Below are 25,794 nucleotides of genomic sequence, written 5' to 3'. Positions count from 1 at the left end.
AAGGGGGTCATTTACGCCTTTTAGACGAGCTTCAACCCTTTGATATCCCCCGAAAATTCCATGCAGCGCCTGATGGCACCGGGCTGGCGACAATTTAATGTTGGCGCGGTCCGGGGCCGGCCGTACGGCCGATTGATCGCCGGTGCCATTGCGGCGATCATTCGGCCTGATCAACCGGCAGGGTCCATGCCCAATTCGACACCAGCGACGATGGCACTGCGGAAGCTCGGCATTGCCTTCAAGCTCCACACCTATGTCTACGATTCCAGCGCCGAGAGCATCGGCCTGCAGGCGGCCGAGGCGCTCGGCGTCGAGCCGAACCGCATGCTCAAGACGCTGATGGCGGAGGTTGACGGCAAGCCGGTCTGCGCCGTGGTGCCGTCCGACTGCGAGGTCAGCATGAAGAAGCTCGCTGCGGCCCTCGGCGGCAAGTCGGCCAGGATGATGCGCCCGGCCGATGCCGAGCGGCTGACCGGCTACCATGTCGGCGGCATCAGCCCGTTCGGTCAGAAGAAGAAAGTGCCGACCGCGATCGACGAGACCGCACTGACCCACATCACCGTGTTCGTCAATGGCGGCCAGCGCGGCCTGCAGATCGAGATCGATCCGAACGACGCAGCGCTCGCCGCCGGCGCCTCGATGAAGGCGCTGGTGGCAACCCAGGACTAGAGCTTCGGCTTCGATTGAATCAAAACCGAAGCTCCCCATGTCGCTCGAAGACGCGCTGCGCGATCAGTGCGAGGATTTGTCCCGCGTAAACTCCGCGCCAACGAAGTCGGACAGGCCGGTCAATTCCTCTGCCGAAATATCGTTGACGTTGAGCCGCAGCTGCATGATCGCGAGGTCGAGCAGATGTGCGGCGAAGCCTGCGCCGGCCGCCGTCACGATGCTGCGTTGCTCGATCAAGACAGCGATGACGTCGCGCAGACTGCGCACTTGCACTTGATCCATGGCCCTTTGCCCGATGCTGGCCGTTGTTATCTGAGTTGTCATGGGGATACCGATTGTAGTGTGCTGATGGACGCCGCAGCGACCGGTGGAATGTAAGGCAGGTGCTCCGCCTCCTCGCCGAGATGCGGGACGCGCGATGGCACCTCGCGAACTTCGATGTCGATCTTCATCGGCGGCGGAATCAGCGTCACCGAGGCCTTCGGCCACGGTGCCGGATTCGGCGTAACGGCGGTGAAGCGATAGGCCGCGGCGATCTCGAGCGCGAGCAATTGCAGCTCGAGCATCGCAACGCCCATGCCGGCACAGGCGCGCGGGCCGGCACCGAACGGGATGAAGGCGTCGGTGTTGTAGCGCCTCGTCATCAGGAAGCGGTCCGGCTCCTCGAACTGCCGAGGATCGCGCTGCAATTGCCAGGGGCAGATCAACAGCGAGGTGCCGACCTTGAGGTCACGTCCGCCGATCGTCACCGGCTGCATCACCTCGCGCGAGAACCACCAGGCGCTGGGATAGAGCCGGCAGACCTCCTTGACCAGCGTCGCGCTCAGATTGGCGTGTTTCACCGCGTCGAGCCGCAGCTCGCCGTCATCGCCAAGGCACTCCGCCGCCTCGTCGGCGATCTCGTCCATCAAGGCGGGATTGGCCGCCATCTGGTAGAACATCCACGCCGCCGTCGAACCCGTGGTGTGATGGCCGGCCAGCAGCAAGGTCAGGATCTCGTCCTCGAGATCGCGATCGGTCAGGCCGAGTGCCTCGAGATCCCGCAGCGCGCTGCTCGAGCCCGCCTTGCGGCGCAGCCGTTGCACCACCGTCGACATCGCGAGCTTGGCGCAGACCCGGTTCTGGCGACGCCGGTACCAGGCCAGCGGACCGAACGGCAGGGCGCGGAACATCTCCTCGGCCAGATCGTCCTCGATCACGCCGACCGCCTGAACCAGGGCTTCCTCGTCGCCCGACGACATCACCTGGGAGCCGAAGATCGCAACACAGATCGTGCGCAGCGCCAGCATCGCCGTGACATGGTGCGGATCGAACGAGCCGAGCCGCGCCAGGCTGGCGCCGACCGCGCGGATCTCGGCGCACATATGCGGCAGGAACTTCTCGACGCTGCCCTTGGCCATGTGCTTCTGCAGCACGGCCCGCCGTCGCTTGTGCTCCTCGCCGCTCAGCATCAGCGAGCTGCGGCCGAGCACCGGCGTCAGCTTCTTGATCAGCTTGCCCTTGCCGATATCGGTCTCCGGCGCCTTGAGGATCGGGCGCAGCAGATCGGGGTCGTTCACCAGGAAGACGGGCGCGGGACCGAGCCGCAACGGCACGAGCCCGAGCTCGGCGTCGTTGCCGCGCGTCAGCAACAGACGCAGCGGATCACGCTGGAATGCTCGAACGTCCGAGAACATGTGTGGCATCGTGGATCTCCAGTTGCCGTCCAAGGTCGAGGAATTTGGTCAGGCCGGGATTGTCGGCGAGACCAAGCGGAATTTCTCCGGCGAGCGCCGTCAGCGGGCGGCCCGTGCGATCGCTGCCGATCACCTGCGGCGCGCCATAGCGGCGGGTGCGGATGTCCATGCGGGTGAGAAAACGCTCATAGGAAAGGTCGGCCAGCGCCACCAGCGCCTTCGCTCCACGCAGCTCGGCGAAGCGGAACATCAGCGCGTAATTGACACGTGCCGCCTGCGGCCGCGCAGCGCTCGACAGCACGCCGAAACGGCTGATCTCCCACACCTCGCGGCTGCTCGGAAAGCGCAGCACGGCAAGCTGCGGGAACACCGACTTGGTGAGATAGGGATAATCGGTGCGGATCGCCCGGAAGCCGCCGACGAGCTCGACGCCGGAGAACAACAGGCAGTGCTCGGTATACCAGCAGTCGAACTGATCGCGTTCGACATCCCCGGTCGTGCTCAAAAGCCAGCCGCAATGGTCGACGAACAGCCGCTTGCGCAGCCGCATCATCGCCTCGACATGAGCCGGATCAAGTTCTTCCCTGGTAATGAGTGCGTGAAAGCCGTTCAATGAATAAAGCATTTGTCCCTTCCTCCAAATGCGGGAACATCTGGGACAAAAGGGGTCAACTGTGATACCCCCGGAAACCGGGGGTTTTAGGCAATGGGCCTGGTAGACGCGATTTCGACCATCGAGGCGTCAGATACCATCGACGAGCTGAGCTCGTCCCTGCACCGTATTGTCCAGAATTACGGCTTCTCGGGCTTCGCCTTTGTCGATGCCGGCCGGCCCGATCTCGATCTGCCCTACCACGTCGGCACATTTCCCGATGCCTGGAAGCGGGCGTATGTACAAAATGAGTTCGTCCACGCCGATCCGGCGCTGGCGCGGTCGCGACGCACCAACACGCCATTCAGCTGGAGCAGCCTGAAGCTGCCGGAGCGAAGCGGACACAAGCGCGCGCCCGAAGCCAAGACGATGGATGCTGCCCGCGAGTTCGGATTCAAGGACGGCTTCGTGGTGCCGTTCCACTATCGCGACCGGCTCGGCGCCGTGCATTCGAGTTCGACGGTGTTCTTCTGGGAAGACGAGCCGCGCGAGTTCGACAAGTTGTTCATCTGCCATCGTCACGAACTGCATCTCTTGATGATCTACTGGGTGCAGCGGGCGATGGACATCGTCAACCGCGACCAGCGTAACGCACCGACCATCCTGAAGCCTGCCGACGCTGCCGAGACCATCAAGCTCACGGGCCGCGAAAAGGAAGTGATCGCGTGGGCCGCGCGCGGCAAGACCGTGGCCGACACCGCGCAGATCCTCGGCATCTCGCCGGAGACGGTGGAAGGCTTCATCAAGCAGGCGCTGCGCAAGCTCGAGGCCTCCAACAAGACACACGGGGTGGCCAAGAGCATCGCGCTCGGGATCATCGACCTGTGAGCGATGCCCCCGATATGTGGCAAGGTCACATATCAGGATTGGATTGTTTGCAACTATCTCTCCAAGGTTGCATTCGGGCGCGGTCTTGATAAGAAAGTCAGGCTGACAAGGCCAAGGTCAAGGCCAAGGCCGGATGACGCGAAAGCGAGCATCTCAGACCATGGGCGCGGAGGACACCGCCCGCCCCGCAAGACGGCCCGGCCGTCGTGGAGGCGCGGATCGAGCTGCACGCCGCCCGTTGGCGGCACCAGCCGTCGATCTCAATGATCCGTAGAAGTCCCGTCACGACGAACCGCAGTTCCATTTGCTACCAATCTTCCTCGGGGAATTGCCGCCCACGGACGTAGCTGGAGATCGCCTGAGCGCACCATGAGCACATCGCAGGACGACCAGATCGATCAACTGGTGCAGGCGCGTTGGCGCGCAATCGGATTGTCGCAGGCAGACCTCGCCGAGATCCTGTGTGCGGGCGCCTCGCTGCAAAAGCACGGCGTCGACGGCACCGTGAAAATCGACACCGGCCGCCTGGCAACGGTTGCCGAGATGCTCGGGGTCGCCGCCGACATGCTCAATCGCCGGCCCGCCGCGACAGCGCAGGCACACGGCGGCCAGGTCGCAGAATCGCTGCAATCCCTGCTCGAACTGCGCATGCTGCGGGTATTCCGCGAGGTGCAGGACCCCGACACCAAGCGGATCCTGATCGAGCTCGCCGAGCAGATCGTCAAGCGCCAGACCACGCCGCCGTAGCGGCGGGCAAAACGCCGGCAGGCTCTCAGTAAGGGGCGTTCGCGCATGGACGCGATGCGTCCATCCCCATTGATGGAATGGCGGAATCCGTGTCTGTGACAGGGGCCGGGGAAATCGATACCGGCCCGGCGCTATCAGCCGGGCGGGCCGCGGCGTCGTGAACCCGGGCCTCATCGAATGTCTGCCTCCGATTCCACCGCAACGCCTGCCTCCGGCTCCTGGATCGCCAACCAGCCATATCTGCTGCTCTGCATCACCGCGATCTGCTGGGCCGGCAATGCGATCGTCGGCCGGCTCGCCGCCGGCCATATCCCGCCGGTGACGCTGTCGTTCCTGCGCTGGTCGGCGGCCTTCCTGATCATCCTGCCGTTTGCCTGGAAGCACATGGTCCGCGACTGGCCCACGATCCGCAACAATCTCGGCATCATGATGCTGCTGTCGATCACCGGCATCAGCGCCTTCAACACGCTGCAATACTGGGCGCTCGAGCACACCCAGGCGCTCAACACGCTGCTGCTGCAATCGGCGGCGCCGCTGGTGGTGGCCGTATGGTCGCTGATCCTGCTCGGCACCCGGCTGACGCTGGCGCAGCTCTGCGGCGTCCTGCTGTCACTGTGCGGCGTGCTCGTCATCCTGCTGCATGGCGATCTCACGACGCTGTCGAAGATCGACTTCAACAAGGGCGACCTGATCTTCACCGTCGCGCTGGTGATCTTCGCGCTGTATTCGGTGCTGACCTTGAAGCGGCCCAAGATCCACGGCCTGTCGGTCGCGGCCTTCACCTTCGGCTGCGGCGCGCTGTTCCTGATCCCGTTCTTCGTCTGGGAGCTCGGTGCACGGCCGGTGATGCAGCTCACGACCAGCAACCTGCTGTCGCTGTTCTATGTCGCGGTGTTCCCCTCGACACTGGCCTATCTGTGCTTCAACCGCGGTGTGCAGCTGATCGGCGCCAACCGCGCCGCGCCGTTCTTCCACATGGTTCCGGTGTTCGGCACCATCATGTCGATCGTGTTCATCGGCGAGCATCCGCAGGCCTTCCATTTCATCGGCTTCGCGCTCGTGCTGGCCGGCGTCTTTGCGGCGTCTCGGAAGCAGAGCGCATAACTTTCCTTCCCTCGCCCGTTCTTACGGGGAGAGGCAAGCACAGGCGCGGTGACTATCGGCGGCAAATCCGCTATTTCTCGAGGTCTTCTGCTTCGCGGACAGGTTTTACGCATGGCGCGCGCCAGCAATCTCGTGATCGGCACCCTCGCGCTAGCCCTCGTCGCCGGCTCGCTCGGCGGCTGGCTGGGCTATCAGCGCTATGCGGGCATCAAGCGGATGGTGCCGTTCCGCGTCGTGTTCGAGGGCTCGGCGTCGGGCCTGCGCCGCGGCGCCAGCGTCAATTTCGCCGGCGTGCGGATCGGCGAGGTGGTCTCGATCCGGCTCGACCGGCACCGCGTGGTGGCGATGACCCGGATCGAAGGCAACGCCCCGATCAAGAAGGACACCCAGGCCGGCCTTGAATTCCAGGGCCTCACCGGGATCGCCTCGATCTCCCTCACCGGCGGCACCGATGATGCGCCGCCGCCGGCAGTCGGCGCCGACGGCATTCCGGAACTGACCGCCGACGCCGAAGGCACCATGGGCATCCAGGAGAAACTGCGGGTCGCGCTGCGCAACGTCGACCGCGTGATCACCGAGAACGAGGCCGACATCAAGGACTCGCTGCTCGGGCTCGAGAACTTCACCAACTCGCTTTCCGGCAATGGCGAGCTGATCGCCGGCTTCATCGACGCCGCCGACGACGGCATCAGCGCGGTCGACGCCAAGATGACCTCGGCCGACAAGTTCCTGAAGAGCTTCGGCAGCGACAAATACGGCGGCGAGCTGCTGCCGACCGTGATCTCGCTGCGCGAGCTGATCCAGAGTTTCGACAAGAAATCCGGCGTCATGATCGCCGAGACGCGCAAGACGCTCAGTGACGTCAGCCAGTCCGTCAACACGTTCAACGCGAAAATTGCCGGGCCCGCCGCCAGGCGCTAGGGCACGTCAGCACGCTTCAGTCCTGTGTTGAACCATGATCTCCGCGCAACGCGTTCCGCGTCTGCCGCGAGGCAAAACCGCTTCGCACTTGTCCGGTTCGTGCTCTAGACTGCCTGCGTCAAGAACCAAGGACAACGGAAACGCCAGACGTGCACGACCGGACCGCAGCCCTTTCCCCGCCTCCTGCAACCGTCAACCGCGCAGCCCCCGCGGTGCCCCGGCATCTGCGGCGCTATCTCACGCTCGACGATTTCGAGCCGCAGGCGCGGCGGCTGTTGCCGAAATTCCTCTACGGCTACATCTCCGGTGGCGCCGAGACCGACACGGCGCGCACCGACAATCGCCGGGCGTTCGACGAATACGGCTTCGTGCCGCGGGTGCTGAATGACGTCTCCGGCCGCGACCAGACCACGACGCTGTTCGGCAAGAGCTATGCCTCGCCGTTCGGGATTCCGCCGATGGGCTCCTCCGCGCTGTGCGCCTATCGCGGCGACATCGTGCTGGCGCGCGCGGCTGCTGCCGCCAACATCCCGATGATCCTCTCGGCGTCCTCGCTGATCACGCTGGAGGACGTCCGCGCCGCCAACCAGCAGGCCTGGTACCAGGCCTACCTCGCCGGCCTCCCGGAGCGCATCGAGCCGCTGGTCGATCGCGTCGCGGCGGCCGGCTACGACACCTTCGTCGTCACCGCCGACGTGCCGGTGCCGCCGAACCGCGAGAACAATATCCGCAACGGCTTCCAGGTGCCGCTCGAGATCACGCCGCGGGTGTTCTGGGACACCATCACCCATCCGGACTGGCTGCTGAACACCTGGGCGCGCACCGTGTTCAACCACGGCATGCCGCATTTTGAGAACATGGACGCCAAGCAAGGCCCGCCGGTGCTGTCGAAGAATCTGATGCGTAACATCGGCAGCCGCGACCAGCTCGCCTGGAAGCATGTCGAGCTGATCCGCAAGCGCTGGCCCGGCAAGCTCGTGGTCAAGGGGCTGATCTCGCCGGAAGACGCGCGGCTGGCGCGCGAGCATGGCTGCGACGGCGTCATGGTCTCCAACCATGGCGGACGCCAGCTCGACTACACCGTCTCCGGTTTGCGCATGCTGCCGGAGATCGCGGCGCTGAAGGGCGACATGACCGTGATGGTCGACGGCGGCGTCCGCCGCGGCACCGACGTGATCAAGGCGCTGGCGCTCGGCGCTGATTTCGTCTGGGTCGGCCGGCCGTTCCTCTATGCCGCCGTGACTGCCGGCGAGGCCGGCGTGGCACGCGCGATCTCGCTCTTGCATGCCGAAATCGACCGCGATCTCGCGCTGCTCGGCATCCGCAGCCTGAAAGAGATCACCCCGGATTTGGTGCGGAAGTTCTAAAGCATGATCCGGAAAAGTGCGAAGCGGTTTTCCGAAAAGATCATGCTCAAACAAGGAGCTAAAGCGCGATGACGATTCAACTCAATCTCATCGCGTTTTAGGCATAGCGCGCCGCGCCCATGCAGAGCGCGGTGATCGCGAGCAGCCCGGCCGCGATGCGCTGCGCGATCGCCAGCCGGGAGCGCGCGGCTGAAGTATCACGCGCATCGCTGCGCAACTGCCTGATTGCGCCACCACCGACGATGATCTGCACGGCAACCGCAGCCAGCGCGGCGACCGCGCCGCCGGCCAGAATCTGCTCCGACAACGCGAACGAACCTTCATGAACCAGGCGCCACAGCGTGGCGCCGGTCACGATCGCAACCGTCGCGGCGCCGATTTGCGGAATCAGCAGCTTTTCGCCGCCGAGGCCGCCGGTGCGCGCCAAAGTGAAGCTGGAGCCGGCCCAAAACACCGATGACAGGACGTGAAGGGACAGGGCTATGATGAGGACGGTCTGCATGATGTTGCTCCAAACGGCATTGGAAATTAGATATACATAATGTATAGTCAATATAGCGAAAACAAGGCCAGCCGATGCCGCCGCGCAGCTATGTGAGCCCGGCGCGCAGCGCCGCGGCCGCCGAGACGCGCGAGCGCGTGATCGAGGCGGCCTCGCGCACGCTGCGTGAAGGCGAGAGCATCGCGCGCTTCTCGCTGGATTCGGTGGCGAAGGCCGCCGGCGTGACCCGGCTGACCGTCTACAACCAGTTCGGCTCGCGCCGCGGGCTGCTGGAAGCGGTGTTCGATGAGATCGCCCGCCATGGCGGGCTGCATCAGCTCGCCGACGCCATGACGATGGCCGATCCACGCGCCGCGCTCGACCGCATGGTCGAGATCTTCTGCACCTTCTGGAGCCGGGATTCCGCGGTTGGACGCCTGCACGACGCGATGGCGACCGATCCCGAATTCGCCGAGGCAATCCGCGAGCGCAACGAGCGCCGCCGCCGCGGCCTCACCGCGCTGATCGACCGGATCGCGGACAAAGGCGCCTCGCCGCAGGCCCGCAAGGATGCCGTCGACCTGATCTTCGCGCTGACGAGCTACCCGACCTTCGCCTCGCTCAGCGCCGGACGGTCGCGGGACGAGGTCTGCCGCGTGGTGCAGAGGGCGTGCCGCGCGGCGCTTGCACCGCTCTCCAACCCGTCATCCTGAGGAGTGCGAAGCGCGTCTCGAAGGATGAATCGGCCCTAGTCGGGCCGTCGACCCTTCGAGACGCGCTTCGCGCTCCTCAGGGTGACGGTGTGGGCAAAGCGCGCTCCCCTCACCCCACCTTGAACTTGCTGTAGGCCTCGCGCGTCGCGATGATGACATGCTCCTCGCAGCCATTGCGGCGATGCGGGTCGCAGCGGTTCTCGTAGTCGGCCGAGGTCATCATGTCGATGAAGGCGGCGACGCTCGGATAGGAGACCAAAGCGAGATAGTCCCAGCGCTGGCCGGCCGGCTCGCCCAGCGCGACCGTCTCGGCATTTCCGGTCCAGAGCAGCGTGCCGCCGCGCGCCTTGATCATCGGCACGGTGAGCGCGCTATAGCGCAGATAGGCGTCCCAGCCCGAGCCGTCACCGTCGAGCGACCGCGCGCGAAATCGCATCAGATTGACCATCACGACCGGAGCCTCTTGATCCAGCTCGCCCAAGCCCCTGACGTTCAAAAGATCGACGCCCATCACCCGCTCCCACCCGAAGGTCGTATCTGCCCAGCCGCAAACATTATGTCACATCGCGGGACTACCCTGAAATGCTGGCAGGCCGTAAGCTCACCACCCGATCTCGGAGGTCAATGCCGTGATGACCCTTCCCGAACTTGCGGCCGACGCGCTTGGCAAATTCCTCGGCGAATACATGCAGCGCCGGTTCGGCTCGTCGCAGACCGAGCTGGTCGAGATGGTGCCCTCGATCGCGCGGATCGCGCTCGAATGCATCGGCAACAGCGACGCGCTCTATCACAATGTCGAGCACACCATGCTGGTGACGCTGGCCGGCCACGACATCCTGCGCGGCCGCGCGCTGCACTCGCACATGAGCGCCGAGGATTATGCGCATGTCATCATCGCCTGCCTCACCCATGACATCGGCTATGTGCGCGGACTGTTCGATGCCGACGACCAGAACGGCTATCTGGTCGATGCTGACGGCCGCAAGGTGATCCTGCCACGCGGCTCGTCGGATGCCGGACTGATGTCCTATCACGTCGACCGCTCGAAGATCTTCGTGATGGAACGGCTCAAGGGCGTCGCGCTGCTCGACAAGGAGCGCATCGCGCGCGCCATCGAGGGCACCCGCTTTCCGCTCACCGCTCCTGACGACGATGAGGATTTCGGCGATGAGGCGACCCTGCTGCGGGCCGCAGATTTGATCGGCCAGCTCGGCGATCCCCATTACATCCGCAAGGCCAACGCGCTGTACCTCGAATTCGAGGAAGCCGGACTGAACCGCCAGCTCGGCTACGATTCGCCGGCCGATCTCGTCGACCTCTATCCGCGCTTCTACTGGGACAGCGTCGCGCCGCATGTGCAGAAGGCGATCCGCCACCTCAACATCACCTCCAGCGGACGGCAATGGATCGCCAATCTCTACAGCAACGTATTTCGCGCCGAGCGCGACATCTCGCTGTCGGGGCCGCAGAAATAGGCGGGAGCGTCTCAGACACGCGCAGGGACTACCCCGTCATCCTGAGGTGCGAGCGGAGCGAGCCTCGAAGGATGAATCGGCCACAGTCGGGCCGTGCATCCTTCGAGGCTCGCCGAAGAGGCTCGCTCCTCAGGATGACGGGATGTGGTGTTTCGCGACAATGACATATCGGACGGTGTGTCAGTCCGGACAGATTGCGCCGCCGGCACGCATGGCTCCAATCCGCACTTTCGTCTTGTCGCCGCGGCGGATTCGGGCACAACATCCGCCAAATAATGACCGATCTTCGCGCCTTGCCCGCACCTGCCACCACCCCCAGCCGCTCCCCGCTGCACTGGCTCAACAACCAGCCTTATCTGCTGCTCAGCCTGACGTCGCTGTTCTGGGCCGCCAACATCGTGCTGGCGCGGCATGTCGGCAGCCATGTGCCGCCGGTCACGCTGACCACGATCCGCTGGTTCGGCGTGTTCCTGATCCTGCTGCCGTTCGCCTGGCCGCACTTGAAAGAGGACTGGCCGAAGCTGCGCGGGGCGCTGCCGCTGATGCTGCTGCTGTCCGCGGTCGGCTTCGCCTTCAACAACGCGATCTCCTACTGGGCGATGCAGTACACCGAGGCGCTGAACGCACTGTTGATCCAGTCGGCAGGGCCGCTGTTCGTCGCGCTGTGGTCGCTGATCCTGTTCGGCGTACGGCTGACGCCGGCGCAGCTTGCCGGCATCGCGATCTCGCTGGCCGGCGTGCTGACCATCATCCTGCGCGGCGACTTCTCCGCGCTCGCCAGCATCAGCTTCAACCGGGGCGACATCATGTTCGGCGCCTCGCTGGTGTCATTCGGGCTCTATTCGGCGCTGATCCCGCGGCGGCCGAAGATCCATCAGCTCTCGCTGATCTCGTTCACCACCTGCTGCGGCGCGCTGATGCTGCTGCCGATGGCGATCTGGGAATTCTTGAACGGGGTGACGTTGAAGTTCGACGTTCTGACCATGGCCACGCTGGTCTACGTGCTGATCTTCCCGTCCACCCTGGCCTATCTGTTCTTCAACCGCGGCGTCGCGCTGATCGGCCCGAACCGCGCCGCGCCGTTCTTCCATCTGGTGCCGGTGTTCGGCTCGGCGATGGCGATCCTGCTGCTCGGCGAGACGCTCGCGCCATTCCACCTGATCGGCTACGCGCTGGTGCTCGCCGGCGTCATCATCGCCTCGCGGCAAGGGTCTGCGAAAGGATCGCCAAAGAGCTAGCTGACGCCGAGGATATGGCTAGAGCATTTTCGGTTCTGATTGAATCAGAACCGAAGCTCTAGCTTTTTGTTTTGACGCGTTTTCTTCACGCGAACCGGTATCCACTTCGCTCGAAAACGCTCTAACCTACCTTGCGCAGGCCGGCGGATTTGCGCGGCGAATGTGGCTTTGCCGCCAGCGTTTCCGTGATGAAGTCGATAAATCGTCTCACCTTGGCCGGCACGTGGCTGCGCGAGGCGTAATAGACGTAGAGCGGGAAACGCTCGTCGGGCCAATCCGGAAACAGCTCGATCAGCGCGCCGCTCTTCAGATGATCGTCGAGCCCGATATCGATCACCTGCGCGATGCCGAAGCCGGCGAGGCAGGCGCCGAGCTTGGTTCCTGAATCGGTCACGGTGAGCCGCCCGTTGACCGCGACCGGCACGACCTCGCCGCCGCGCCAGAACTCCCAATCGAAGGGACGCCCGGTCGCCGCGTCGATTGCATGGATGCACTGATGGTCGCGGCTCGCCAGCTCCCGCGGATCAAGCGGGCGGCCGTGTCGTTCGAGATAGATCGGCGAGGCCACGGTGAGCACACGCGCATCGAGCACCCGGCGCGCAATCAGCGACGACGGCGCCGGCTCGCCGAAACGCACCGCCAGATCGAAGCCGTCGCTGACCAGATCCGCGATCCGGTCGCGGGTCTCGATACGCAGCTCCATGCCCGGATTGTGCAGCAGGAATTCGCTCAGCTTCGGCGACAGCACCATGCGGGAGAACAGCGGGTCGACATTGACCCGCAGCCTGCCGCGCACCGCATCGCGCGATTTCGAGGTCTCCGCGGCCGCCTCGCCGATCCCGGCCAGATGCGCGGCCACCCGCTCGACCAGCGCGCGTCCGTCCTCGGTGAGCTCGACGGCGCGGCTCGTGCGGTGAACCAGCCTGGCATCGAGGCGCGCCTCGAGCTTGGCGATCGCCTTGCTGACCCCGGACTGCGTCATGCCGAGCCGTTCGGCGGCGCGGCCAAAGCTGCGCGCATCCGCCAGCGCCGCGAGGACCACCAGGCCGCCGACCAGCCGACCGTCAACTTCGTCCATGCCGATGCCTCTCAGTCATCCAAGAGATGACCGCCCAGTCGTAGCACTCCGCCACCATATCGGCCACTGTCTGCGCAGATGAGGCCACCGCCACATCATCGCCTGAGGAGATCTTGCAATGAGCGACATCCAGGCCATCGCGGCCGCGATCGATGGATATTTCGACCTGATGTACGACGTCGACGACAGCCGGTTCCGCGACGTCTTCGCCGATGCATCCATCGTGCACGGCATCCGGGACGGCAAGCACACGGTGCGCTCGGCCGCGGAATTCCGCGACTTCATCCGCAGCCGTCCGTCGCCGGCGTCGATGAAATCGCCGCGCGAGGAGGCGATCATCAGCATCGACCAGACCGCGCCCGATCTGGCCGTCGCCAAGGTGCGCGTCAGGGCCGGTCAAACCGGCTTCATCGACCATCTGGTATTTCATCGGATCGACGGCAGATGGCTCATCACCACCAAGGCGTTTCACGTCGCGCAGGTCTTCCCGGCCGGATCGTGACGCTCTCGCGGTCGATTTTCTGAATATTAGAAATATGACACTGAGTTGCCCGACGTGTCAAGTCGGCCGGTCCCAGGCCGGCCGTCACCGGCTACTTTGCATGGGGTTGTTTTCGATATTTTCGGCAGCGCGCCCCTGAGCAGCTCGTGCTGATCGCCGACGCCGGGATCGAGAAGCAGTAGACGGCTCAAAACGCGAATGCCCGGGCCAAGCCCGGGCATCACGATGATGTCGATTGATCGCGCCGGCGTTACGCCGCGCGGACCTTCTGCAGGAATTCGTCGACCGCGTTGCGCAGCATGCCGGACTGGGTGTCCAGTTCGCGCGCATTCGACAGCACGTCGCCTGCCGCGGTGCCGGTGGCGGCGGCCGCTGACGTGACGCCGCCGATATGGGTCGAGATCTCGCTCGAGCCGGCCGCGACCTGCTGGATGTTGCGCGCGATCTCGCGCGTCGCATCGCCCTGCTGGTCGATCGCGGTCGAGATCGAGGCCGTGATCTCGCTCATCTGCGCGATGGTCGCGGTGATGCCGCCGATCGAGGTCACCGCCTCGCCGGTGGACGCCTGCATCGCGGCGACCTGCGCCGAGATCTCCTCGGTCGCCTTGGCGGTCTGGTTGGCCAGCGCCTTCACTTCGGAGGCAACCACCGCGAAACCGCGGCCGGATTCGCCGGCGCGCGCCGCCTCGATGGTGGCGTTGAGCGCGAGCAGGTTGGTCTGCGCCGCGATCGAGTGGATCAGCTTGACCACCTCGCCGATCTTCTCGGCACCGGTGGAGAGCGCCTGCACCGTCGCGTTGGTGCGCTCGGCATCGGCCACTGCCTGGCTCGCGACCTCGCTGGAACGCGCCACCTGACGCGAGATCTCGGCAACCGAGCTGGAGAGTTCCTCGGCCGCAGCAGCAACGGTACCGACATTGTTGGAGGCACTGTCGGACGCAGCGCCCACCGTCGCGGCCCGCGCGCTGGCGTCGCTGGCGGTCGCGGTCATCGATTGTGCCGTGGTCTGCATGCCGGCGGCGGCGGATGCCACCGTGCGGACGATGCCGTTCACGCTGCGCTCGAAATCGCTCGCAAGGTTCTGCATCGCGCTGCGGCGCTCGGACGCGGCACGCGCCTGGGTCTCGGCCTCAGCCTGCTCGAGGCCGCGGATACGGATCGCATTGTCCTTGAAGACCTGGACGGTTGCCGCCATCCCGCCGACCTCGTCGCCACGGCCGACGCCGGGAATGTCGCCATCAAGCTTGCCGTCCGCGATGTCGCGCATGCGGGCACCGAGCAGGTTCAGCGGCCGGGAAATGCTGCGCCCGATCAGCCAGGCGACCGAACTCGAGATGATGCCGATGCCGATGATCGCGAGCCCGAGCAACCAGGCAATGGGACGCATCTTGGCGTCGATATCGTCGAGATAGGCGCCGGTGCCGAGATACATGTCGAAACCGGGCACCGCGACCGCGTAACCGAGCTTTCGGATCGGCGTCTCCTGGCCGGGCTTCACATATTCATAGAACAGCAGGATATCGCCATTGGCCTTCACACCGTTCATCAGCTCCCACGAGAGCTTGCGGCCGTTGGTCACGACATCCATGCGGTTGGTTCCGACCTGCTTCGGATCGGGCGCCAGCACCGTGATGCCGTTGTAATCGGTGCCGAACAGATAACCCGAGCCGTTATCGTAGGTCATCGCGTTGCCGCGCTTGCCCAACTCGGCGATTGCCGCTTCCTTGGTCATCTTTCCGGCGTCGACGTCCTTCTTCAGGCTCGCCGCCATGTTCTTCGCCATCTCGACCATCGCCTTGGCCTGGTCGATGCGAGCATTTGTCATCTCACGCTGCATCAAATGACCGGCGAGAATGCCGGCCGTGCACAGACCGAGGAGGGTCACCCCCACCAGAATGCCGAGCTTGGGGGTGATCTTTAGATTTGACAGCTTCACGGGGATCTCCAGAGGAGGCGGGGAACGCGACGCGATTGGCGGATTGATTCCGCTCACCGTAATGTGAGACCCTTTACCTGATGGTTACGGTGGTTCCCCGTAGAAGCCCGGAGAATCGGGCTGCGGACCAACCGGCAATTGTGGAGGAGACGGCCGGGCTCGCGTAGAAGTATGGGAAGGCGGCGCTACAAGCCGCGCTCCAAGAATCAAGAAGACCAAGCACCAAGACCAAGCAACAAACAGCAAGAAGCAAGAACAGAAGACCTCACATCGGGAGCAGACAATGTCGAAATTCAGGGTGGTGACGCCGAAGGGCGCGAGCTTCACGGTTGCCGGCGGCGGCTATGATTACGAGCGCGAAGCGCTCGATCCGATCGGCGCAGAGATCGTCGAGGCGCCGGCCAACGAGGCCGATTTCATCGCAGCCGCCCGCACCGCGGATGCGATCTACGCCAAGGGCATGCCGATCACCAAGGCGGTGATCGACGCACTCGAGAACTGCAAGGTAATCACGCTCGGCAGCGTCGGCGTCGACTCGGTCGACGTCAAGGCCGCGACCGCGCGCGGCATTCCCGTAACCAACATTCCCGACACCTTCATCGAGGAAGTGGCCGACCACGCCATGATGCTGCTGCTGTCAGGCTTCCGCCGCCTGATCGAGCAGGACAAGATGGTGCGCAGCGGCCGCTGGGCCGAGGGCCGCCCGGCGCTGTTGAAGATTCCGCGGCTGATGGGCCAGACGCTCGGCTTCATCTCGTTCGGCCGGGTCGCCCGCGCGGTGGCGAAGCGTGCCGCGCCGTTCGGCCTTCGGATGATGGCCTACGACCCCTTCATCCAGGAAACGCTGATGTACGACCACGGCGTGATCCCCTCGACGCTCTCGGAGGTGCTGTCGCAGTCGGATTTCGTCTCGATGCATGCCCCGGCGCGCCCCGAAGTGCATCACATGCTGACCGAGAAGCATTTTCGCCAGATGAAAAAATCGGCTGTCTTCATCAACACCGGCCGCGGCGCCACCGTCGACGAGGAATCGCTGATCAAGGCGCTCCAGGAGAGTTGGATCGCCCACGCCGCGCTCGACGTGCTGGAGAAGGAGCCGCCGTCGCACAACAATCCGATGCTCGGGATGGACAATGTTACCTTGACCGCCCATGTCGCCTCGGCATCGGCACGTTTTGACGAGGCGCGCAAGCGCCGGGTGGGCTACGAATTGTCACTAGTGCTGCAAGGCATGTGGCCGGTAAGCTGCGTGAACCCGTCGGTGCTGCAAGACACCGCGCTGCGCCGCTGGCAACCCGTCAGCATGGATCGCGGTCCGAACAGCTGAGGCGGGACGACGCTCTTCGTGCGAGGGCCCGTCTGATGCGGGCCCTTTGCGCGGCGGGCGCGCCAAGACCACAAGACGAGACCACAAGGCCTTCACCGGCGACCAAACGCCGGGAAGAAACAACAACAACGAAACAATAAAAACGGGAGTGCGAACGACATGAAGTACGAGATCACGCGTCGCGACGCGCTGGTGCTGGGGGCATCCGCGGCGGCACTGGCAGTCACCGGCGCTTCGGCGCAGGAGGCGTCGAAGGTCAAGGCTGCCGACGTCGCAGCGCCGTCGCTGCCGATCGAAAAGGGCGCGACCTTGCGCATGCTGCGACCGGTGCGCTTCGTGCAGGCCGACGAGGACGTGTTCCGCGCAAATGCCAAGCGATTCACCGACAAGACCGGCGTCGAGGTCAAGGTCGACTTCGTCGGCTGGGAGGACATCAACCAGCAGACCGCGGTGACCTCGAATTCCGGCGCCGGCCCCGACATCATCATCGGCTTCGGCGACGCGCCGCACATCTATATCGACAAGCTGATCGAATTGACCGATGTCGCCGATTACCTCGACAAGCGCTACGGCGGCTGGCTCACGTTGGCAAAACGCTACGGCATGCGCTCGAAGTCGAAGAGCTGGGTCGGCCTGCCGTTCGGCGCTTCGGGCGGCCCGCTGGTCTATCGCAAGTCGCTGGTCAATGCGGCCGGATTCGACAAGGTGCCGGAAGACCATGCAGGGATCCTCGAGCTCTGCAAGAAGCTGAAGGCGGCCGGCAAGCCGGCGGGATTTGCGCTCGGCAACGCCGTCGGCGACGGCAACGGCTTCGCCAACTGGCTGCTCTGGTCGCACAACGCCGCGCTGCTCGATGAGGAAGGCAACATCATCATCAACAGCAAGGAGACGATCGCCGCGCTGAAATATCTGAAGGAGCTGTATCCGACCTTCATCGCCGGCACGCCGTCCTGGAACGACGTCTCCAACAATCGCGCCTACTCGTCGCAGGAGATCGGCCTCACCGCCAACGGCGTCTCGCTGTACTTCTCGCTGAAGAACGATCCTGCCACCAAGGCGGTCGCCGACGATACCGAGCATCAGTTCCTGCCCAAGGGACTGGCATCGGTCTCGCCGATGTCGGGCCTGACGTTGAATGCGATGGCGTTCAAGCACAGCCCGTATCCCAATGCGGCGAAGGCGTTCCTGCAGTTCATGCTGGAGAAGGAGCAGTACGAGCCGTGGCTCAACGCCAACTCCGGCTACTGGTCGCAGCCGCTCGCAGCCTATGCTGACGCCGCGGTGTGGTCGGGCGATCCCAAGGTCGCGATCTTCAAGGACACCATGAAGAGCCCCTACTATAACGGCTACAAGGGGCCGATCTCGACCGCGACCGGCGCCGTCAACGCCGACTATGTGCTGGTGCAGATGTGCGCCTCGGTCGCGACCGATGCGGCAACGCCGGAGGCCGCCGCGGCGGAAGCCGAGCAGCGCGCCAAGCGGTACTTCCGGCGGCAAGGCCGGTAACGGCGCTCATTGAACTGCGAAACTTAATCCACCGTCATTGCGAGCGAAGCGAAGCAATCCATACCGCCACCAGGAGAAATGGATTGCTTCGTCGCTTCGCTCTTCGCAATGACGACAAGACGAGCATTCAATGTCCGTAACCACCCTCCCTTCGCGCGGCGCAGCCCTGCACCAGCCGGGCTGGCTCGCGCGCCTGTTCGACTACAAGCCGTTCCTGATCGTGATGTGCCTGGCGCCCGCGGTCGGTCTGCTCTTGGTGTTCCTCACCTATCCGCTCGGCCTCGGCATCTGGCTTGCCTTCACCGACACCACGATCGGCCAGCGCGGCATCTTCATCGGGCTGGAGAACTTCCAGTATCTGCTCAAGGATCCGCTGTGGTGGAACGCAGTGTTCTACTCGATCTTCTACACCGCGGTCGCAACCTTCGGAAAATTCGCGCTCGGCTTCTGGCTGGCGCTGCTGCTCAACAACCATTTCCCGTTCAAGAGCCTGATCCGAGCGATCGTGCTGTTGCCGTGGATCGTGCCGACGGTGCTGTCCGCGCTGGCGTTCTGGTGGATCTATGATCCGCAGTTCTCGATCATCTCCTATCTGCTGGTCGACGTGCTGCATTGGCGTGACAGCAATGTCGACTTCCTCGGCTCGCCCTGGCCGGCGCGGTTCTCGCTGATCGCGGCCAATATCTGGCGCGGCATCCCGTTCGTCGCGATCTCGCTCCTGGCTGGACTGCAAACCATCTCGCCCTCGCTCTATGAGGCGGCGATGCTCGACGGCGCCACCTCCTGGCAGCGCTTCCGCTACATCACCTTCCCGATGATGATGCCGATCCTGGCGATCGTGATGACGTTCTCGATCATCTTCACCTTCACCGACTTCCAGCTGGTCTACGCCATCACCCGCGGCGGCCCGGTCAACTCGACCCATCTGCTCGCGACCCTGGCGTTCCAGCGCGGCATCGCCGGCGGCGAGCTCGGCGAAGGTGCCGCGATCGCGGTCTCGATGATCCCGTTCCTGGTGTTCGCGACATTGTTCAGCTACTTCGGCCTCGCCCGCCGCAAATGGCAGCAGGGAGAAGCCAATGACTGACGTCGCAGCCCAGTCCTCCAACGTCGCCAGCGCCACGCCCGACACGATGGCGTGGGATTCCCGCGCCCGGCGCGTGGTGATGATCTATCTGCCGCTCGCCTGCTTCATCCTGATCCTGCTGTTCCCGTTCTACTGGATGGCGATTACCTCGTTCAAACCGAACGCCGAGCTTCTGAACTACAAGGAGCACAATCCGTTCTGGATCACCTCGCCGACGCTCGCACATGTCAAACATCTGCTGTTCGACACCTCGTATCCGCGCTGGCTGAAGACCACGATGGTGGTCGCGATCGGCTCGACCTTCCTGTCGCTGTTTGCTTCGACGCTCGCCGCCTATGCGATCGAGCGGCTGCGCTTCCGCGGCAGCCCCTATGTCGGGCTCGGCATCTATCTCGCCTATCTGGTGCCGCCGTCGATCCTGTTCATTCCGCTCGCCACCGTGATCGTGCAGTTCGGCCTGTTCGATTCGCCGCTCGCACTGATCCTGGTCTACCCGACCTTCCTGGTGCCGTTCTGCACCTGGCTTTTGATCGGCTATTTCAAGTCGATCCCCTACGAGCTCGAGGAATGCGCGCTGGTCGACGGCGCGACGCGGCTGCAGATCCTGTGGCGGATCACGCTGCCGCTCGCGGTGCCCGGGCTGATCTCGGCCGGCATCTTCTCCTTCACGCTGTCCTGGAACGAGTTCATCTACGCGCTGGCCTTCATCCAGAGCGGCGCCAACAAGACGGTGCCGGTCGCGATCCTGACCGAGCTCATCACCGGCGACGTCTATCAGTGGGGCGCGCTGATGGCGGGCTCGCTGCTCGGCTCACTCCCGGTCGCGCTGTTCTACTCGCTGTTCGTCGACTACTACGTGTCGTCGCTGACGGGAGCGGTGAAGGAGTAGCTGGCACTATGGAAGCGAAATCCGCTCTGTCTCCGTCATCCTGAGGTGCGAGCGGAGCGAGCCTCGAAGGATCGACGGCCACCAGCCGGGCCGTCGATCCTTCGAGACGCGCGTTCCGCGCTCCTCAGGATGACGGGGAAAGGCTGGTACGTGGATTGGCGTTGCGTGCCCTAACGCGGCACGAACGCAACGGGCACGCTGAATCCCATCGAGCCCTGCGTGACCTCCTCCGGAAACGCCGGAAACGGCTGGGCCTGGCGTAGCATCGCCAGCGCCCGCGCGTCGAAGGTCGGATTGCCGGAGGAACTGCCGAGATGGCTCGACAGCACCTGGCCGCCGCGACCGAGCGTGAACACCAGGCGGACCACGCCGCGCTGGCCGTTGCCGCCGGCCGGATAGGAGTGGAAGCGCAAGAGATGCGCACGGACGCGGGCGTTGTAGGCCGCGATCACCGACGCCGCGGCGCCGGCGCTGATCGCGGACGCAGCCGGCGCCTGACGTTCGGCGCGGCTCGGCGCGCTGGTGCGCGGCGCCGGCGTCGCCTCGGACGGCTTCTTGGCCTCGCGGCGAACCACCTTCGGCTTGATCGGTTCCGGCTTGTGCTCCGGGACGATCTTCGCGGGCTCGGGCTTCGGCGGCACGACCTGCTGCTTCTGCTCCGGCGGCGCGGTCACCTCGGGCTTCTCCTGCAACGGCGTCGGCACGATCTCCTCTTGCACGGGCTGCGCGACAGCTGGCTCCGGCGGCGAGGCATCGGCCTCCTGCATCGCGGGACCCGGCGGCAGCTCGGTCTCGGAAATCTGCGGCGCTGACGTGATCGGCGTCAGGTCGACCAGCACCGCCGGCACCGCCACGCCCGGCGGCGGTGCTGACGTCCAGCTCATGCCGAGCGCGAGCAGCGCCGCATGTGCCACCAGGATCGCGGCCGCCGACAGACCCCAGCGCCTCAACCGGATATCGCCGCCCGCATCATGAAGCGCGTAGGCGTTCATCGGAATCAGCTGCGCCCGTCGAGGCCGACCAACGCAATCTTGAGATAGCCGGCGTTGCGCAACAGGTCCATCACCTCCATCAAATCGCCATAGCTGACCGCCTTGTCGGCGCGCAGGAAGATGCGTTCGTCCTTGTTGCCCTGGGTGGCGCCGTCAAGCGCCGAGGTCAAGGCATCGCGCGCGATCACGCCTTCGCCGACCGCGACCGACAGGTCCGGCTTCACGGTGACGAACACCGGCTTGTCCGGCCGCGGCTGCGGCTCGGCGGTGGAGGCCGGCAGATCGACGCCCAAATCGACGGTTGCGAGCGGCGCCGCCACCATGAAGATGATCAGCAGCACCAGCATCACGTCGATGAACGGCGTGACGTTGATCTCATGCGCCTCGGCCAGATCATCGTCGCCGCGACGCCGGCCACCGAACGCCCCGGTACTCCCAAGCTTTGCGCCCATCCCCTACTCCGCGGCACGCGCCAGCCGGAACAGGCTGCGATCGCCCTCGCGGCTGACCAGCAGCATCACCATCACGGAGGCATCGCCGAGCAGCGCTCGATAGGCCGCGATCGAGCGGGTCAGATGATTGTAGATCACGACCGCGGGAATCGCGGCAACGAGGCCAAGCGCGGTTGCGAGCAGCGCCTCGGCGATGCCCGGCGCGACCACCGCGAGATTGGTGGTGTGCGCCTCCGAGATGCCGATGAAGGCATTCATGATGCCCCACACCGTGCCGAACAGGCCGACGAACGGCGCGGTGGCACCGATCGTGGCGAGCACGCCGGTGCCCCGCGCGATCTGCCGCGACATCGCCGCTTCGACCCGCTCCAGCCGCAGCGCGATGCGCTCCTTGAAGCCGTCGTCGAACAGACCGCCGGAGAGTTCGGCCTCGCGCGAGGCCGACTGCACGATCTGCGCCACGGCGTCGTTGCCGTCGCGGCTCGCCTGCTCGACCTCGGCGAGCTGAATGTCGCGCTCAAGCAGGCCGATCCGCTGCCGCGCCAGCGCGCTCTTGCGGCGGATCTCGGTGGTCTTGGCGAGCCAGACCGTCCAGGTGGTCAGCGAGGCGAAGGCGAGCCCGATCATGACCGCCTTCACGACGATGTCGGCGCTCGCGAACATGCCCCAGGGCGAGAGATTATGCGGCAGCAACGCGGCGTCGGTCGCGGCAAGCCCCGCCCCCGGCAGCATGCCGAGCACGGCAGATGCCGTCATCCAGATGCATCGCCCAAGCCACCGATGCGACATGATCGCTTCCCGTCCTCGTTGGTCTCAGCCCGCTTTCGGCGCAAGACGATCCGCCAGCGCGTGGAAACGCGCCAGCTGATCACTGCGCAGCGCGCGCGTCTCGTCGCGACCGACGAAGACCTTCAACATGATGCCGCCATCGCGATTGATGAAGGCGATGAAGGCCGACACCTTGCCCATGAAGGGCCGCTCGACGAAGGCGATCGCCGCGCAGCGCTCATGCCTGAGATGGCCGTGCAGTCCCTTCGGCTGCATCAGGTTGAAATAGCCGCGGCCCACTTCGCCTTTCGGAACGGCGCCGGTGAACTCGAAGATCGCATCATCGGTATGCACGATCAGCGTCACCTCGCCCCATTCCGCGATGTCCTGCATCGCGGCGGCGAATTCGCCGGCGCCGATCCGCACCATGCTCTCGGGCAGCGCCTCGAGCACCACTCGCGGCGTCACCTTGCGCTCGCGCGCGACGTCCTCGATCACAGCGCCGGGATTGTCAGCCATGTAGGCCTTCAGCGCGGCAAGCTCCGCATGCGACACGGCTGCCTCCGTCACGCCGGGCTCTTCGCGCGCTCGGTGATCAGCACCTCAAACCCTTCGAACCTGGGATGGCCGAGATAGAGGCTGCCGCCGGTCTCGTTGCCGGCGCGAGAGTGGGCGCGGCGGAACGCGTCCGACTTGGTCCAGTCCTCGAACGCCGTCTTGCTGGCCCACACCGTGTGGGTCGCATAGAGCGTGTGGTCCTCGGCCTCGGGGCCCTTCACCAGATGAAACTCGATGAAGCCGGGCAGATCGCCGAGATAGGATTCGCGGGTCTTCCAGACCGTCTCGAATGCCTGCTCCTTGCCCTTGATCACCTGAAACCGGTTCATTGCGATGAACATGAAACCTTCTCCTGTTTGGCGGCGGATGCCCTGATCCTGCCGGTTGATCTCGTTGATATCATGAATGCGCCAAAGCCGCGCTGGGGCACCAGCGCGGCCGGAGCAACCTGGATGGAATGATCGGCCTGCCGCGTTACGCTCCACCTAGGTGAATCTTCAGACCGGCCTTGTAGACGGTGCCCGGACCGGGGCTCGAGAACAGCACGTCGTTCTGCGTCGTGCCGTCGGTCGAGGAGCCCGGGATCGCATAGGGCCGGTAGTACTGGTTCAAGAGGTTGTCGACCGACGCCGTGAAGGTGATGTCCTTGGTGGCGTTCCAGGTCAGATAAAGATTGACCAGCTCGTAGCCGGTCGAGGGCAGATAGCCCGCCGGCAGATCGTTGTTGGCGCCGAACGACGACCATTGCGCGGCAATGATCAGCGAGCGGTCGAGCAGCCGCACGCCGCCCGTCGTCGTCACCTTGCGCGGCGTGATGGTGGCGAGGCCGACGTTGGTCTCGGTGTTCCGGCCGCGCATCAGATGGCCGGCGACGCCGACGAACCAGTTGCCGGCGTCATACATCGTCTCGAGCTCGACGCCTTCGATGCGGGCATGGGCAATGTTCTGGTATTGATAGAATTGGCTGAATCGTCCGAAAGGTGTCGTGGTCGGCGTCGACGCAATGAGGTCGATATAGCCGTCGACGTCGTTGTGGAACACGTTGATCTTGCCGCGGAACGAGTCACTCGCGGTGAAGATGCCGTCATACTTCAGGTTGATGCCGGCCTCCTTGTTCTTGCCGACCTCGGGCCGCAGCGCCGCGTTGGGCAGGAAGCAGAACAGGCCGCTGGTGCCGTCGGGGCAGTTGAACAGCGCCGGGCCACCGCCGGTGGCATGACCGCCCGAGATCAGCGTCTCGGTGATCGACGGCGCGCGATAGCCTTCGGCATAGCTCACATAGGGCGTGAAGCCGGCAACGGGCGTGACGCCGAGCGTGATCTTCGGCGACAGCCGGTCGCCGCTGGTCGTGGTGTTGATCGAGTCGAGCTCGTAATGGTCATAGCGGACGGCGCTGACGAGCTCGAGCCAGGTCGAATAGTTCTGCTTCAGCTGCACGAAGCCGCCGGACACCGTGCGCTGGCCACTCGGCGTCGTGACGTTGGAGTTACCGCGGGATTCGAAAGTCTCGACATCATCGCGAAACGCGTCGAAGCCGTAGGTCACGGCGTTGCGCCAATCACCGATATTGAAGCGCGAGGTGTTGTTGACGTCGAGGCCGACGGTGTCGAGCGAATAGCCGCGTCTGTCGCCGACGCAGCCGGAGATGTTGTTGCCGGGATTGGCGAGCGTGCAAACGCCGCCGCCTGTGGTGATGCGGTTGTTGTAGGTCTTGACCTGGTCGTTGTCGGTGCGATTGCCGTAGACCGAGATGTTCCAGTCGAACAGCATGTCGTCGGGCTTGGAATAGCGCCAGCTCAGCGTGCCCGTGTAGTTCTTCGCGTCGGAGGCGTAGACCGAGGAACCCGCGATGGCCGCCAACGGCGCCGCCGTCGTGGTCGGGCCGCGGTTCGGCTGACCGATATTGTACTGGTAATCCTGGAAGATGCCGCCGATCTTGAATTCGTGGCCTTCGGCCGGGCGGATCGTTACCTTCATCAAGCCGGCCGCGATATCGTTGCCGGTGTTGCCGATCTCGGTGCCCGCCCCGTCCTTGTAATTACTCTGGGTGCGGTAGACCGCGCCACCGAACACGTCGACATTCGGATCGGCGCGCACGCCGCCGAATACCGAGCCCATGCCGCGGTCCTTGTTGCTGCCGTAGGAGCCCGACATGTCGACGCCCCAACGCTCGCCGGGACGCACCACGTCGTCGATATCCTTGGTGCGGAACGAGACCACGCCGCCGATCGCGCCGGAGCCGTTGATGTTCGCGGTCGGGCCGCGCACCACGTCGACGCCGCCGATCAGTTCCGGATCGAGGAAGAACGAGCCGTTGGCGTTGTGGCCGGTGCGCTGATAGTTCTGCCGCGCGCCGTCGACCACGACAGCGACACGGCCAAAGTCCTGCAGGCCGCGGATGTTGATGACGGTCGCCGGATCGTCACCGCGCTCCTGGAACGAGACGCCGGGCACGTTGTAGAAGATGTCGGAAGTCCGGTTCGGCTGCAGGCCTTGAATCTTCTCCAGCGTGACCGAGCTGACCGGCGCCAGCGCGTCGATCGCGCGCTCGTCGGTCTTGGATGCCACCGCCGTGATGGTGTCGAGCGACTGCACCGGCACCGCGCCGATCTGCGCACGCGCAGTCATCGCGGGCGATGCCGCGGCCTGCTGTTCGGCAGCGGGCTTCGGCTTCCGCTTGGCCTGCTTCGGCCGCTCGTTCGTGGGACGTGCAGCCGAAGCATCGACCGCTTGCGCGAAACTGCTCTCCGGCAATGCCGCCGAAAATGAAAACACCGACGCACCCAAAATCAAGGCGCGCGAAACCCTAGCCCCGTCAGCCATTCTAG

Annotated in this window: 27 protein-coding genes; 14 read left to right on the top strand and 13 right to left on the bottom strand. The window is 64.8% G+C overall.

What is annotated here, in order from left to right; translation table 11 throughout:
* The first annotated feature begins 186 nt into the window (after nt 1-186).
* A complete protein-coding gene (gene ybaK, locus JQ616_RS19795) occupies nt 187-669 on the top strand; it encodes a Cys-tRNA(Pro) deacylase (RefSeq protein ID WP_212017105.1) in 483 nt (160 codons plus the stop codon).
* 63 nt (nt 670-732) lie between these two features.
* Here ybaK and JQ616_RS19790 read toward each other — a convergent pair whose 3' ends face one another.
* Genes JQ616_RS19790 through JQ616_RS19780 form a run of 3 tightly spaced genes read right to left on the bottom strand, consistent with a single transcriptional unit; the run spans nt 733 to nt 2,970 of the window.
* The gene (locus JQ616_RS19790) at nt 733-951 is read right to left on the bottom strand and encodes a hypothetical protein (RefSeq protein WP_212017103.1); all 219 of its coding nucleotides are present in this window, start codon (nt 949-951) and stop codon (nt 733-735) included.
* Nucleotides 952-989: 38 nt separating this feature from the next.
* Nucleotides 990-2,354, bottom strand: coding sequence for a cytochrome P450 (locus JQ616_RS19785; protein WP_249137010.1), 1,365 nt, complete (start codon nt 2,352-2,354; stop codon nt 990-992).
* The gene (locus tag JQ616_RS19780; RefSeq protein ID WP_212017101.1) at nt 2,314-2,970 is read right to left on the bottom strand and encodes an acyl-homoserine-lactone synthase; all 657 of its coding nucleotides are present in this window, start codon (nt 2,968-2,970) and stop codon (nt 2,314-2,316) included. Before JQ616_RS19780 ends, JQ616_RS19785 begins: the two co-directional genes overlap by 41 nt.
* Before the next feature lie 81 nt (nt 2,971-3,051).
* On the opposite strand from JQ616_RS19780, the gene JQ616_RS19775 reads away from it, so the two are divergent.
* The 5 genes from JQ616_RS19775 (at nt 3,052) to JQ616_RS19755 (ending at nt 7,964) form a co-directional block, all read left to right on the top strand.
* The gene (locus JQ616_RS19775) at nt 3,052-3,825 is read left to right on the top strand and encodes a helix-turn-helix transcriptional regulator (RefSeq protein ID WP_212017098.1); all 774 of its coding nucleotides are present in this window, start codon (nt 3,052-3,054) and stop codon (nt 3,823-3,825) included.
* A gap of 369 nt (nt 3,826-4,194) precedes the next feature.
* Nucleotides 4,195-4,572 (top strand): hypothetical protein, encoded by a 378-nt coding sequence (locus JQ616_RS19770; RefSeq protein ID WP_212017096.1) that lies wholly within the window; start codon nt 4,195-4,197, stop codon nt 4,570-4,572.
* Between the two features lie 177 nt (nt 4,573-4,749).
* On the top strand, nt 4,750-5,676 hold the full coding sequence (locus JQ616_RS19765; protein WP_212017094.1) for a DMT family transporter: 927 nt from the start codon (nt 4,750-4,752) through the stop codon (nt 5,674-5,676).
* Nucleotides 5,677-5,787: 111 nt separating this feature from the next.
* Nucleotides 5,788-6,597 carry an MlaD family protein gene (locus JQ616_RS19760; RefSeq protein ID WP_212017092.1) on the top strand — a complete coding sequence of 270 codons (810 nt, stop codon included), beginning with the start codon at nt 5,788-5,790 and terminating at the stop codon, nt 6,595-6,597.
* A gap of 212 nt (nt 6,598-6,809) precedes the next feature.
* Entirely contained in the window at nt 6,810-7,964 is a 1,155-nt protein-coding gene (locus JQ616_RS19755; protein ID WP_212017866.1) for an alpha-hydroxy acid oxidase, read from the top strand.
* A 97-nt stretch (nt 7,965-8,061) separates the two neighbouring features.
* Here JQ616_RS19755 and JQ616_RS19750 read toward each other — a convergent pair whose 3' ends face one another.
* Nucleotides 8,062-8,466 (bottom strand): hypothetical protein, encoded by a 405-nt coding sequence (locus JQ616_RS19750; RefSeq protein ID WP_212017090.1) that lies wholly within the window; start codon nt 8,464-8,466, stop codon nt 8,062-8,064.
* A 74-nt stretch (nt 8,467-8,540) separates the two neighbouring features.
* Between JQ616_RS19750 and JQ616_RS19745 the strand changes: the two genes are divergently transcribed.
* The gene (locus tag JQ616_RS19745; protein ID WP_212017087.1) at nt 8,541-9,158 is read left to right on the top strand and encodes a TetR/AcrR family transcriptional regulator; all 618 of its coding nucleotides are present in this window, start codon (nt 8,541-8,543) and stop codon (nt 9,156-9,158) included.
* A 109-nt stretch (nt 9,159-9,267) separates the two neighbouring features.
* Here JQ616_RS19745 and JQ616_RS19740 read toward each other — a convergent pair whose 3' ends face one another.
* The gene (locus JQ616_RS19740; RefSeq protein ID WP_212017086.1) at nt 9,268-9,669 is read right to left on the bottom strand and encodes a DUF1330 domain-containing protein; all 402 of its coding nucleotides are present in this window, start codon (nt 9,667-9,669) and stop codon (nt 9,268-9,270) included.
* Between the two features lie 118 nt (nt 9,670-9,787).
* Between JQ616_RS19740 and JQ616_RS19735 the strand changes: the two genes are divergently transcribed.
* Together JQ616_RS19735 and JQ616_RS19730 are read left to right on the top strand one after the other, a co-directional pair.
* Complete coding sequence (locus tag JQ616_RS19735) at nt 9,788-10,633, top strand: metal-dependent phosphohydrolase (RefSeq protein ID WP_212017084.1); 846 nt, start codon at nt 9,788-9,790, stop codon at nt 10,631-10,633.
* A 275-nt stretch (nt 10,634-10,908) separates the two neighbouring features.
* A complete protein-coding gene (locus JQ616_RS19730) occupies nt 10,909-11,871 on the top strand; it encodes a DMT family transporter (protein WP_212017082.1) in 963 nt (320 codons plus the stop codon).
* Between the two features lie 121 nt (nt 11,872-11,992).
* Here JQ616_RS19730 and JQ616_RS19725 read toward each other — a convergent pair whose 3' ends face one another.
* Nucleotides 11,993-12,949, bottom strand: coding sequence for a LysR family transcriptional regulator (locus JQ616_RS19725; RefSeq protein ID WP_212017079.1), 957 nt, complete (start codon nt 12,947-12,949; stop codon nt 11,993-11,995).
* Nucleotides 12,950-13,067: 118 nt separating this feature from the next.
* Here JQ616_RS19725 and JQ616_RS19720 point away from each other — a divergent pair, with 118 nt between their 5' ends.
* A complete protein-coding gene (locus JQ616_RS19720; protein WP_212017077.1) occupies nt 13,068-13,451 on the top strand; it encodes a nuclear transport factor 2 family protein in 384 nt (127 codons plus the stop codon).
* Nucleotides 13,452-13,701: 250 nt separating this feature from the next.
* On the opposite strand, the gene JQ616_RS19715 is transcribed toward JQ616_RS19720, so the two are convergent.
* A complete protein-coding gene (locus JQ616_RS19715) occupies nt 13,702-15,387 on the bottom strand; it encodes a methyl-accepting chemotaxis protein (RefSeq protein ID WP_212017075.1) in 1,686 nt (561 codons plus the stop codon).
* A 283-nt stretch (nt 15,388-15,670) separates the two neighbouring features.
* On the opposite strand from JQ616_RS19715, the gene JQ616_RS19710 reads away from it, so the two are divergent.
* The 4 genes from JQ616_RS19710 to JQ616_RS19695 all read left to right on the top strand — a co-directional run bounded on the left by JQ616_RS19710 (nt 15,671) and on the right by JQ616_RS19695 (nt 20,196).
* Nucleotides 15,671-16,714, top strand: a complete 1,044-nt coding sequence (locus JQ616_RS19710; RefSeq protein ID WP_212017073.1) for a C-terminal binding protein — start codon at nt 15,671-15,673, stop codon at nt 16,712-16,714.
* Between the two features lie 159 nt (nt 16,715-16,873).
* On the top strand, nt 16,874-18,220 hold the full coding sequence (locus JQ616_RS19705; protein WP_212017071.1) for an ABC transporter substrate-binding protein: 1,347 nt from the start codon (nt 16,874-16,876) through the stop codon (nt 18,218-18,220).
* Between the two features lie 130 nt (nt 18,221-18,350).
* Nucleotides 18,351-19,307 carry a carbohydrate ABC transporter permease gene (locus tag JQ616_RS19700; RefSeq protein ID WP_212017069.1) on the top strand — a complete coding sequence of 319 codons (957 nt, stop codon included), beginning with the start codon at nt 18,351-18,353 and terminating at the stop codon, nt 19,305-19,307.
* Nucleotides 19,300-20,196, top strand: coding sequence for a carbohydrate ABC transporter permease (locus JQ616_RS19695; protein ID WP_212017067.1), 897 nt, complete (start codon nt 19,300-19,302; stop codon nt 20,194-20,196). The genes JQ616_RS19700 and JQ616_RS19695 overlap by 8 nt, the downstream gene beginning before the upstream one ends.
* A gap of 170 nt (nt 20,197-20,366) precedes the next feature.
* On the opposite strand, the gene JQ616_RS19690 is transcribed toward JQ616_RS19695, so the two are convergent.
* The 6 genes from JQ616_RS19690 to JQ616_RS19665 all read right to left on the bottom strand — a co-directional run bounded on the left by JQ616_RS19690 (nt 20,367) and on the right by JQ616_RS19665 (nt 25,789).
* Complete coding sequence (locus tag JQ616_RS19690) at nt 20,367-21,188, bottom strand: TonB family protein (RefSeq protein WP_212017065.1); 822 nt, start codon at nt 21,186-21,188, stop codon at nt 20,367-20,369.
* A 5-nt stretch (nt 21,189-21,193) separates the two neighbouring features.
* Nucleotides 21,194-21,640 carry a TonB system transport protein ExbD gene (gene exbD, locus JQ616_RS19685; protein ID WP_212017063.1) on the bottom strand — a complete coding sequence of 149 codons (447 nt, stop codon included), beginning with the start codon at nt 21,638-21,640 and terminating at the stop codon, nt 21,194-21,196.
* A 3-nt stretch (nt 21,641-21,643) separates the two neighbouring features.
* Complete coding sequence (exbB, locus tag JQ616_RS19680; protein WP_249137008.1) at nt 21,644-22,396, bottom strand: tonB-system energizer ExbB; 753 nt, start codon at nt 22,394-22,396, stop codon at nt 21,644-21,646.
* 57 nt (nt 22,397-22,453) lie between these two features.
* Nucleotides 22,454-22,927: a heme utilization cystosolic carrier protein HutX gene (hutX, locus tag JQ616_RS19675; RefSeq protein WP_249137078.1), complete on the bottom strand. Its 474-nt coding sequence runs from the start codon at nt 22,925-22,927 to the stop codon at nt 22,454-22,456.
* A 47-nt stretch (nt 22,928-22,974) separates the two neighbouring features.
* Nucleotides 22,975-23,307 carry an antibiotic biosynthesis monooxygenase family protein gene (locus JQ616_RS19670; protein ID WP_212017059.1) on the bottom strand — a complete coding sequence of 111 codons (333 nt, stop codon included), beginning with the start codon at nt 23,305-23,307 and terminating at the stop codon, nt 22,975-22,977.
* 133 nt (nt 23,308-23,440) lie between these two features.
* Entirely contained in the window at nt 23,441-25,789 is a 2,349-nt protein-coding gene (locus JQ616_RS19665) for a TonB-dependent hemoglobin/transferrin/lactoferrin family receptor (RefSeq protein ID WP_212017057.1), read from the bottom strand.
* Nucleotides 25,790-25,794 lie beyond the last annotated feature (5 nt).

Origin of the sequence: Bradyrhizobium tropiciagri, assembly GCF_018130545.1 — a bacterium.
Taxonomy (GTDB): domain Bacteria; phylum Pseudomonadota; class Alphaproteobacteria; order Rhizobiales; family Xanthobacteraceae; genus Bradyrhizobium; species Bradyrhizobium tropiciagri_A.
Note: the sequence above shows the minus strand (reverse complement) of the source record. Positions and strands in the feature narration are given on the sequence as shown.

Bases quoted from the DNA above. Each gene is read 5' to 3' on its own strand.
- ybaK (WP_212017105.1), top strand. From the start codon at position 187: ATGCCCAATTCGACACCAGCGACGATGGCACTGCGGAAGCTCGGCATT.
- JQ616_RS19790 (WP_212017103.1), bottom strand. From the start codon at position 951: ATGGATCAAGTGCAAGTGCGCAGTCTGCGCGACGTCATCGCTGTCTTG.
- JQ616_RS19785 (WP_249137010.1), bottom strand. From the start codon at position 2,354: ATGCCACACATGTTCTCGGACGTTCGAGCATTCCAGCGTGATCCGCTG.
- JQ616_RS19780 (WP_212017101.1), bottom strand. From the start codon at position 2,970: ATGCTTTATTCATTGAACGGCTTTCACGCACTCATTACCAGGGAAGAA.
- JQ616_RS19775 (WP_212017098.1), top strand. From the start codon at position 3,052: ATGGGCCTGGTAGACGCGATTTCGACCATCGAGGCGTCAGATACCATC.
- JQ616_RS19770 (WP_212017096.1), top strand. From the start codon at position 4,195: ATGAGCACATCGCAGGACGACCAGATCGATCAACTGGTGCAGGCGCGT.
- JQ616_RS19765 (WP_212017094.1), top strand. From the start codon at position 4,750: ATGTCTGCCTCCGATTCCACCGCAACGCCTGCCTCCGGCTCCTGGATC.
- JQ616_RS19760 (WP_212017092.1), top strand. From the start codon at position 5,788: ATGGCGCGCGCCAGCAATCTCGTGATCGGCACCCTCGCGCTAGCCCTC.
- JQ616_RS19750 (WP_212017090.1), bottom strand. From the start codon at position 8,466: ATGCAGACCGTCCTCATCATAGCCCTGTCCCTTCACGTCCTGTCATCG.
- JQ616_RS19745 (WP_212017087.1), top strand. From the start codon at position 8,541: ATGCCGCCGCGCAGCTATGTGAGCCCGGCGCGCAGCGCCGCGGCCGCC.
- JQ616_RS19740 (WP_212017086.1), bottom strand. From the start codon at position 9,669: ATGGGCGTCGATCTTTTGAACGTCAGGGGCTTGGGCGAGCTGGATCAA.
- JQ616_RS19730 (WP_212017082.1), top strand. From the start codon at position 10,909: ATGACCGATCTTCGCGCCTTGCCCGCACCTGCCACCACCCCCAGCCGC.
- JQ616_RS19725 (WP_212017079.1), bottom strand. From the start codon at position 12,949: ATGGACGAAGTTGACGGTCGGCTGGTCGGCGGCCTGGTGGTCCTCGCG.
- JQ616_RS19720 (WP_212017077.1), top strand. From the start codon at position 13,068: ATGAGCGACATCCAGGCCATCGCGGCCGCGATCGATGGATATTTCGAC.
- JQ616_RS19710 (WP_212017073.1), top strand. From the start codon at position 15,671: ATGTCGAAATTCAGGGTGGTGACGCCGAAGGGCGCGAGCTTCACGGTT.
- JQ616_RS19705 (WP_212017071.1), top strand. From the start codon at position 16,874: ATGAAGTACGAGATCACGCGTCGCGACGCGCTGGTGCTGGGGGCATCC.
- JQ616_RS19700 (WP_212017069.1), top strand. From the start codon at position 18,351: ATGTCCGTAACCACCCTCCCTTCGCGCGGCGCAGCCCTGCACCAGCCG.
- JQ616_RS19695 (WP_212017067.1), top strand. From the start codon at position 19,300: ATGACTGACGTCGCAGCCCAGTCCTCCAACGTCGCCAGCGCCACGCCC.
- JQ616_RS19690 (WP_212017065.1), bottom strand. From the start codon at position 21,188: ATGAACGCCTACGCGCTTCATGATGCGGGCGGCGATATCCGGTTGAGG.
- exbD (WP_212017063.1), bottom strand. From the start codon at position 21,640: ATGGGCGCAAAGCTTGGGAGTACCGGGGCGTTCGGTGGCCGGCGTCGC.
- exbB (WP_249137008.1), bottom strand. From the start codon at position 22,396: ATGACGGCATCTGCCGTGCTCGGCATGCTGCCGGGGGCGGGGCTTGCC.
- hutX (WP_249137078.1), bottom strand. From the start codon at position 22,927: ATGGCTGACAATCCCGGCGCTGTGATCGAGGACGTCGCGCGCGAGCGC.
- JQ616_RS19670 (WP_212017059.1), bottom strand. From the start codon at position 23,307: ATGTTCATCGCAATGAACCGGTTTCAGGTGATCAAGGGCAAGGAGCAG.
- JQ616_RS19665 (WP_212017057.1), bottom strand. From the start codon at position 25,789: ATGGCTGACGGGGCTAGGGTTTCGCGCGCCTTGATTTTGGGTGCGTCG.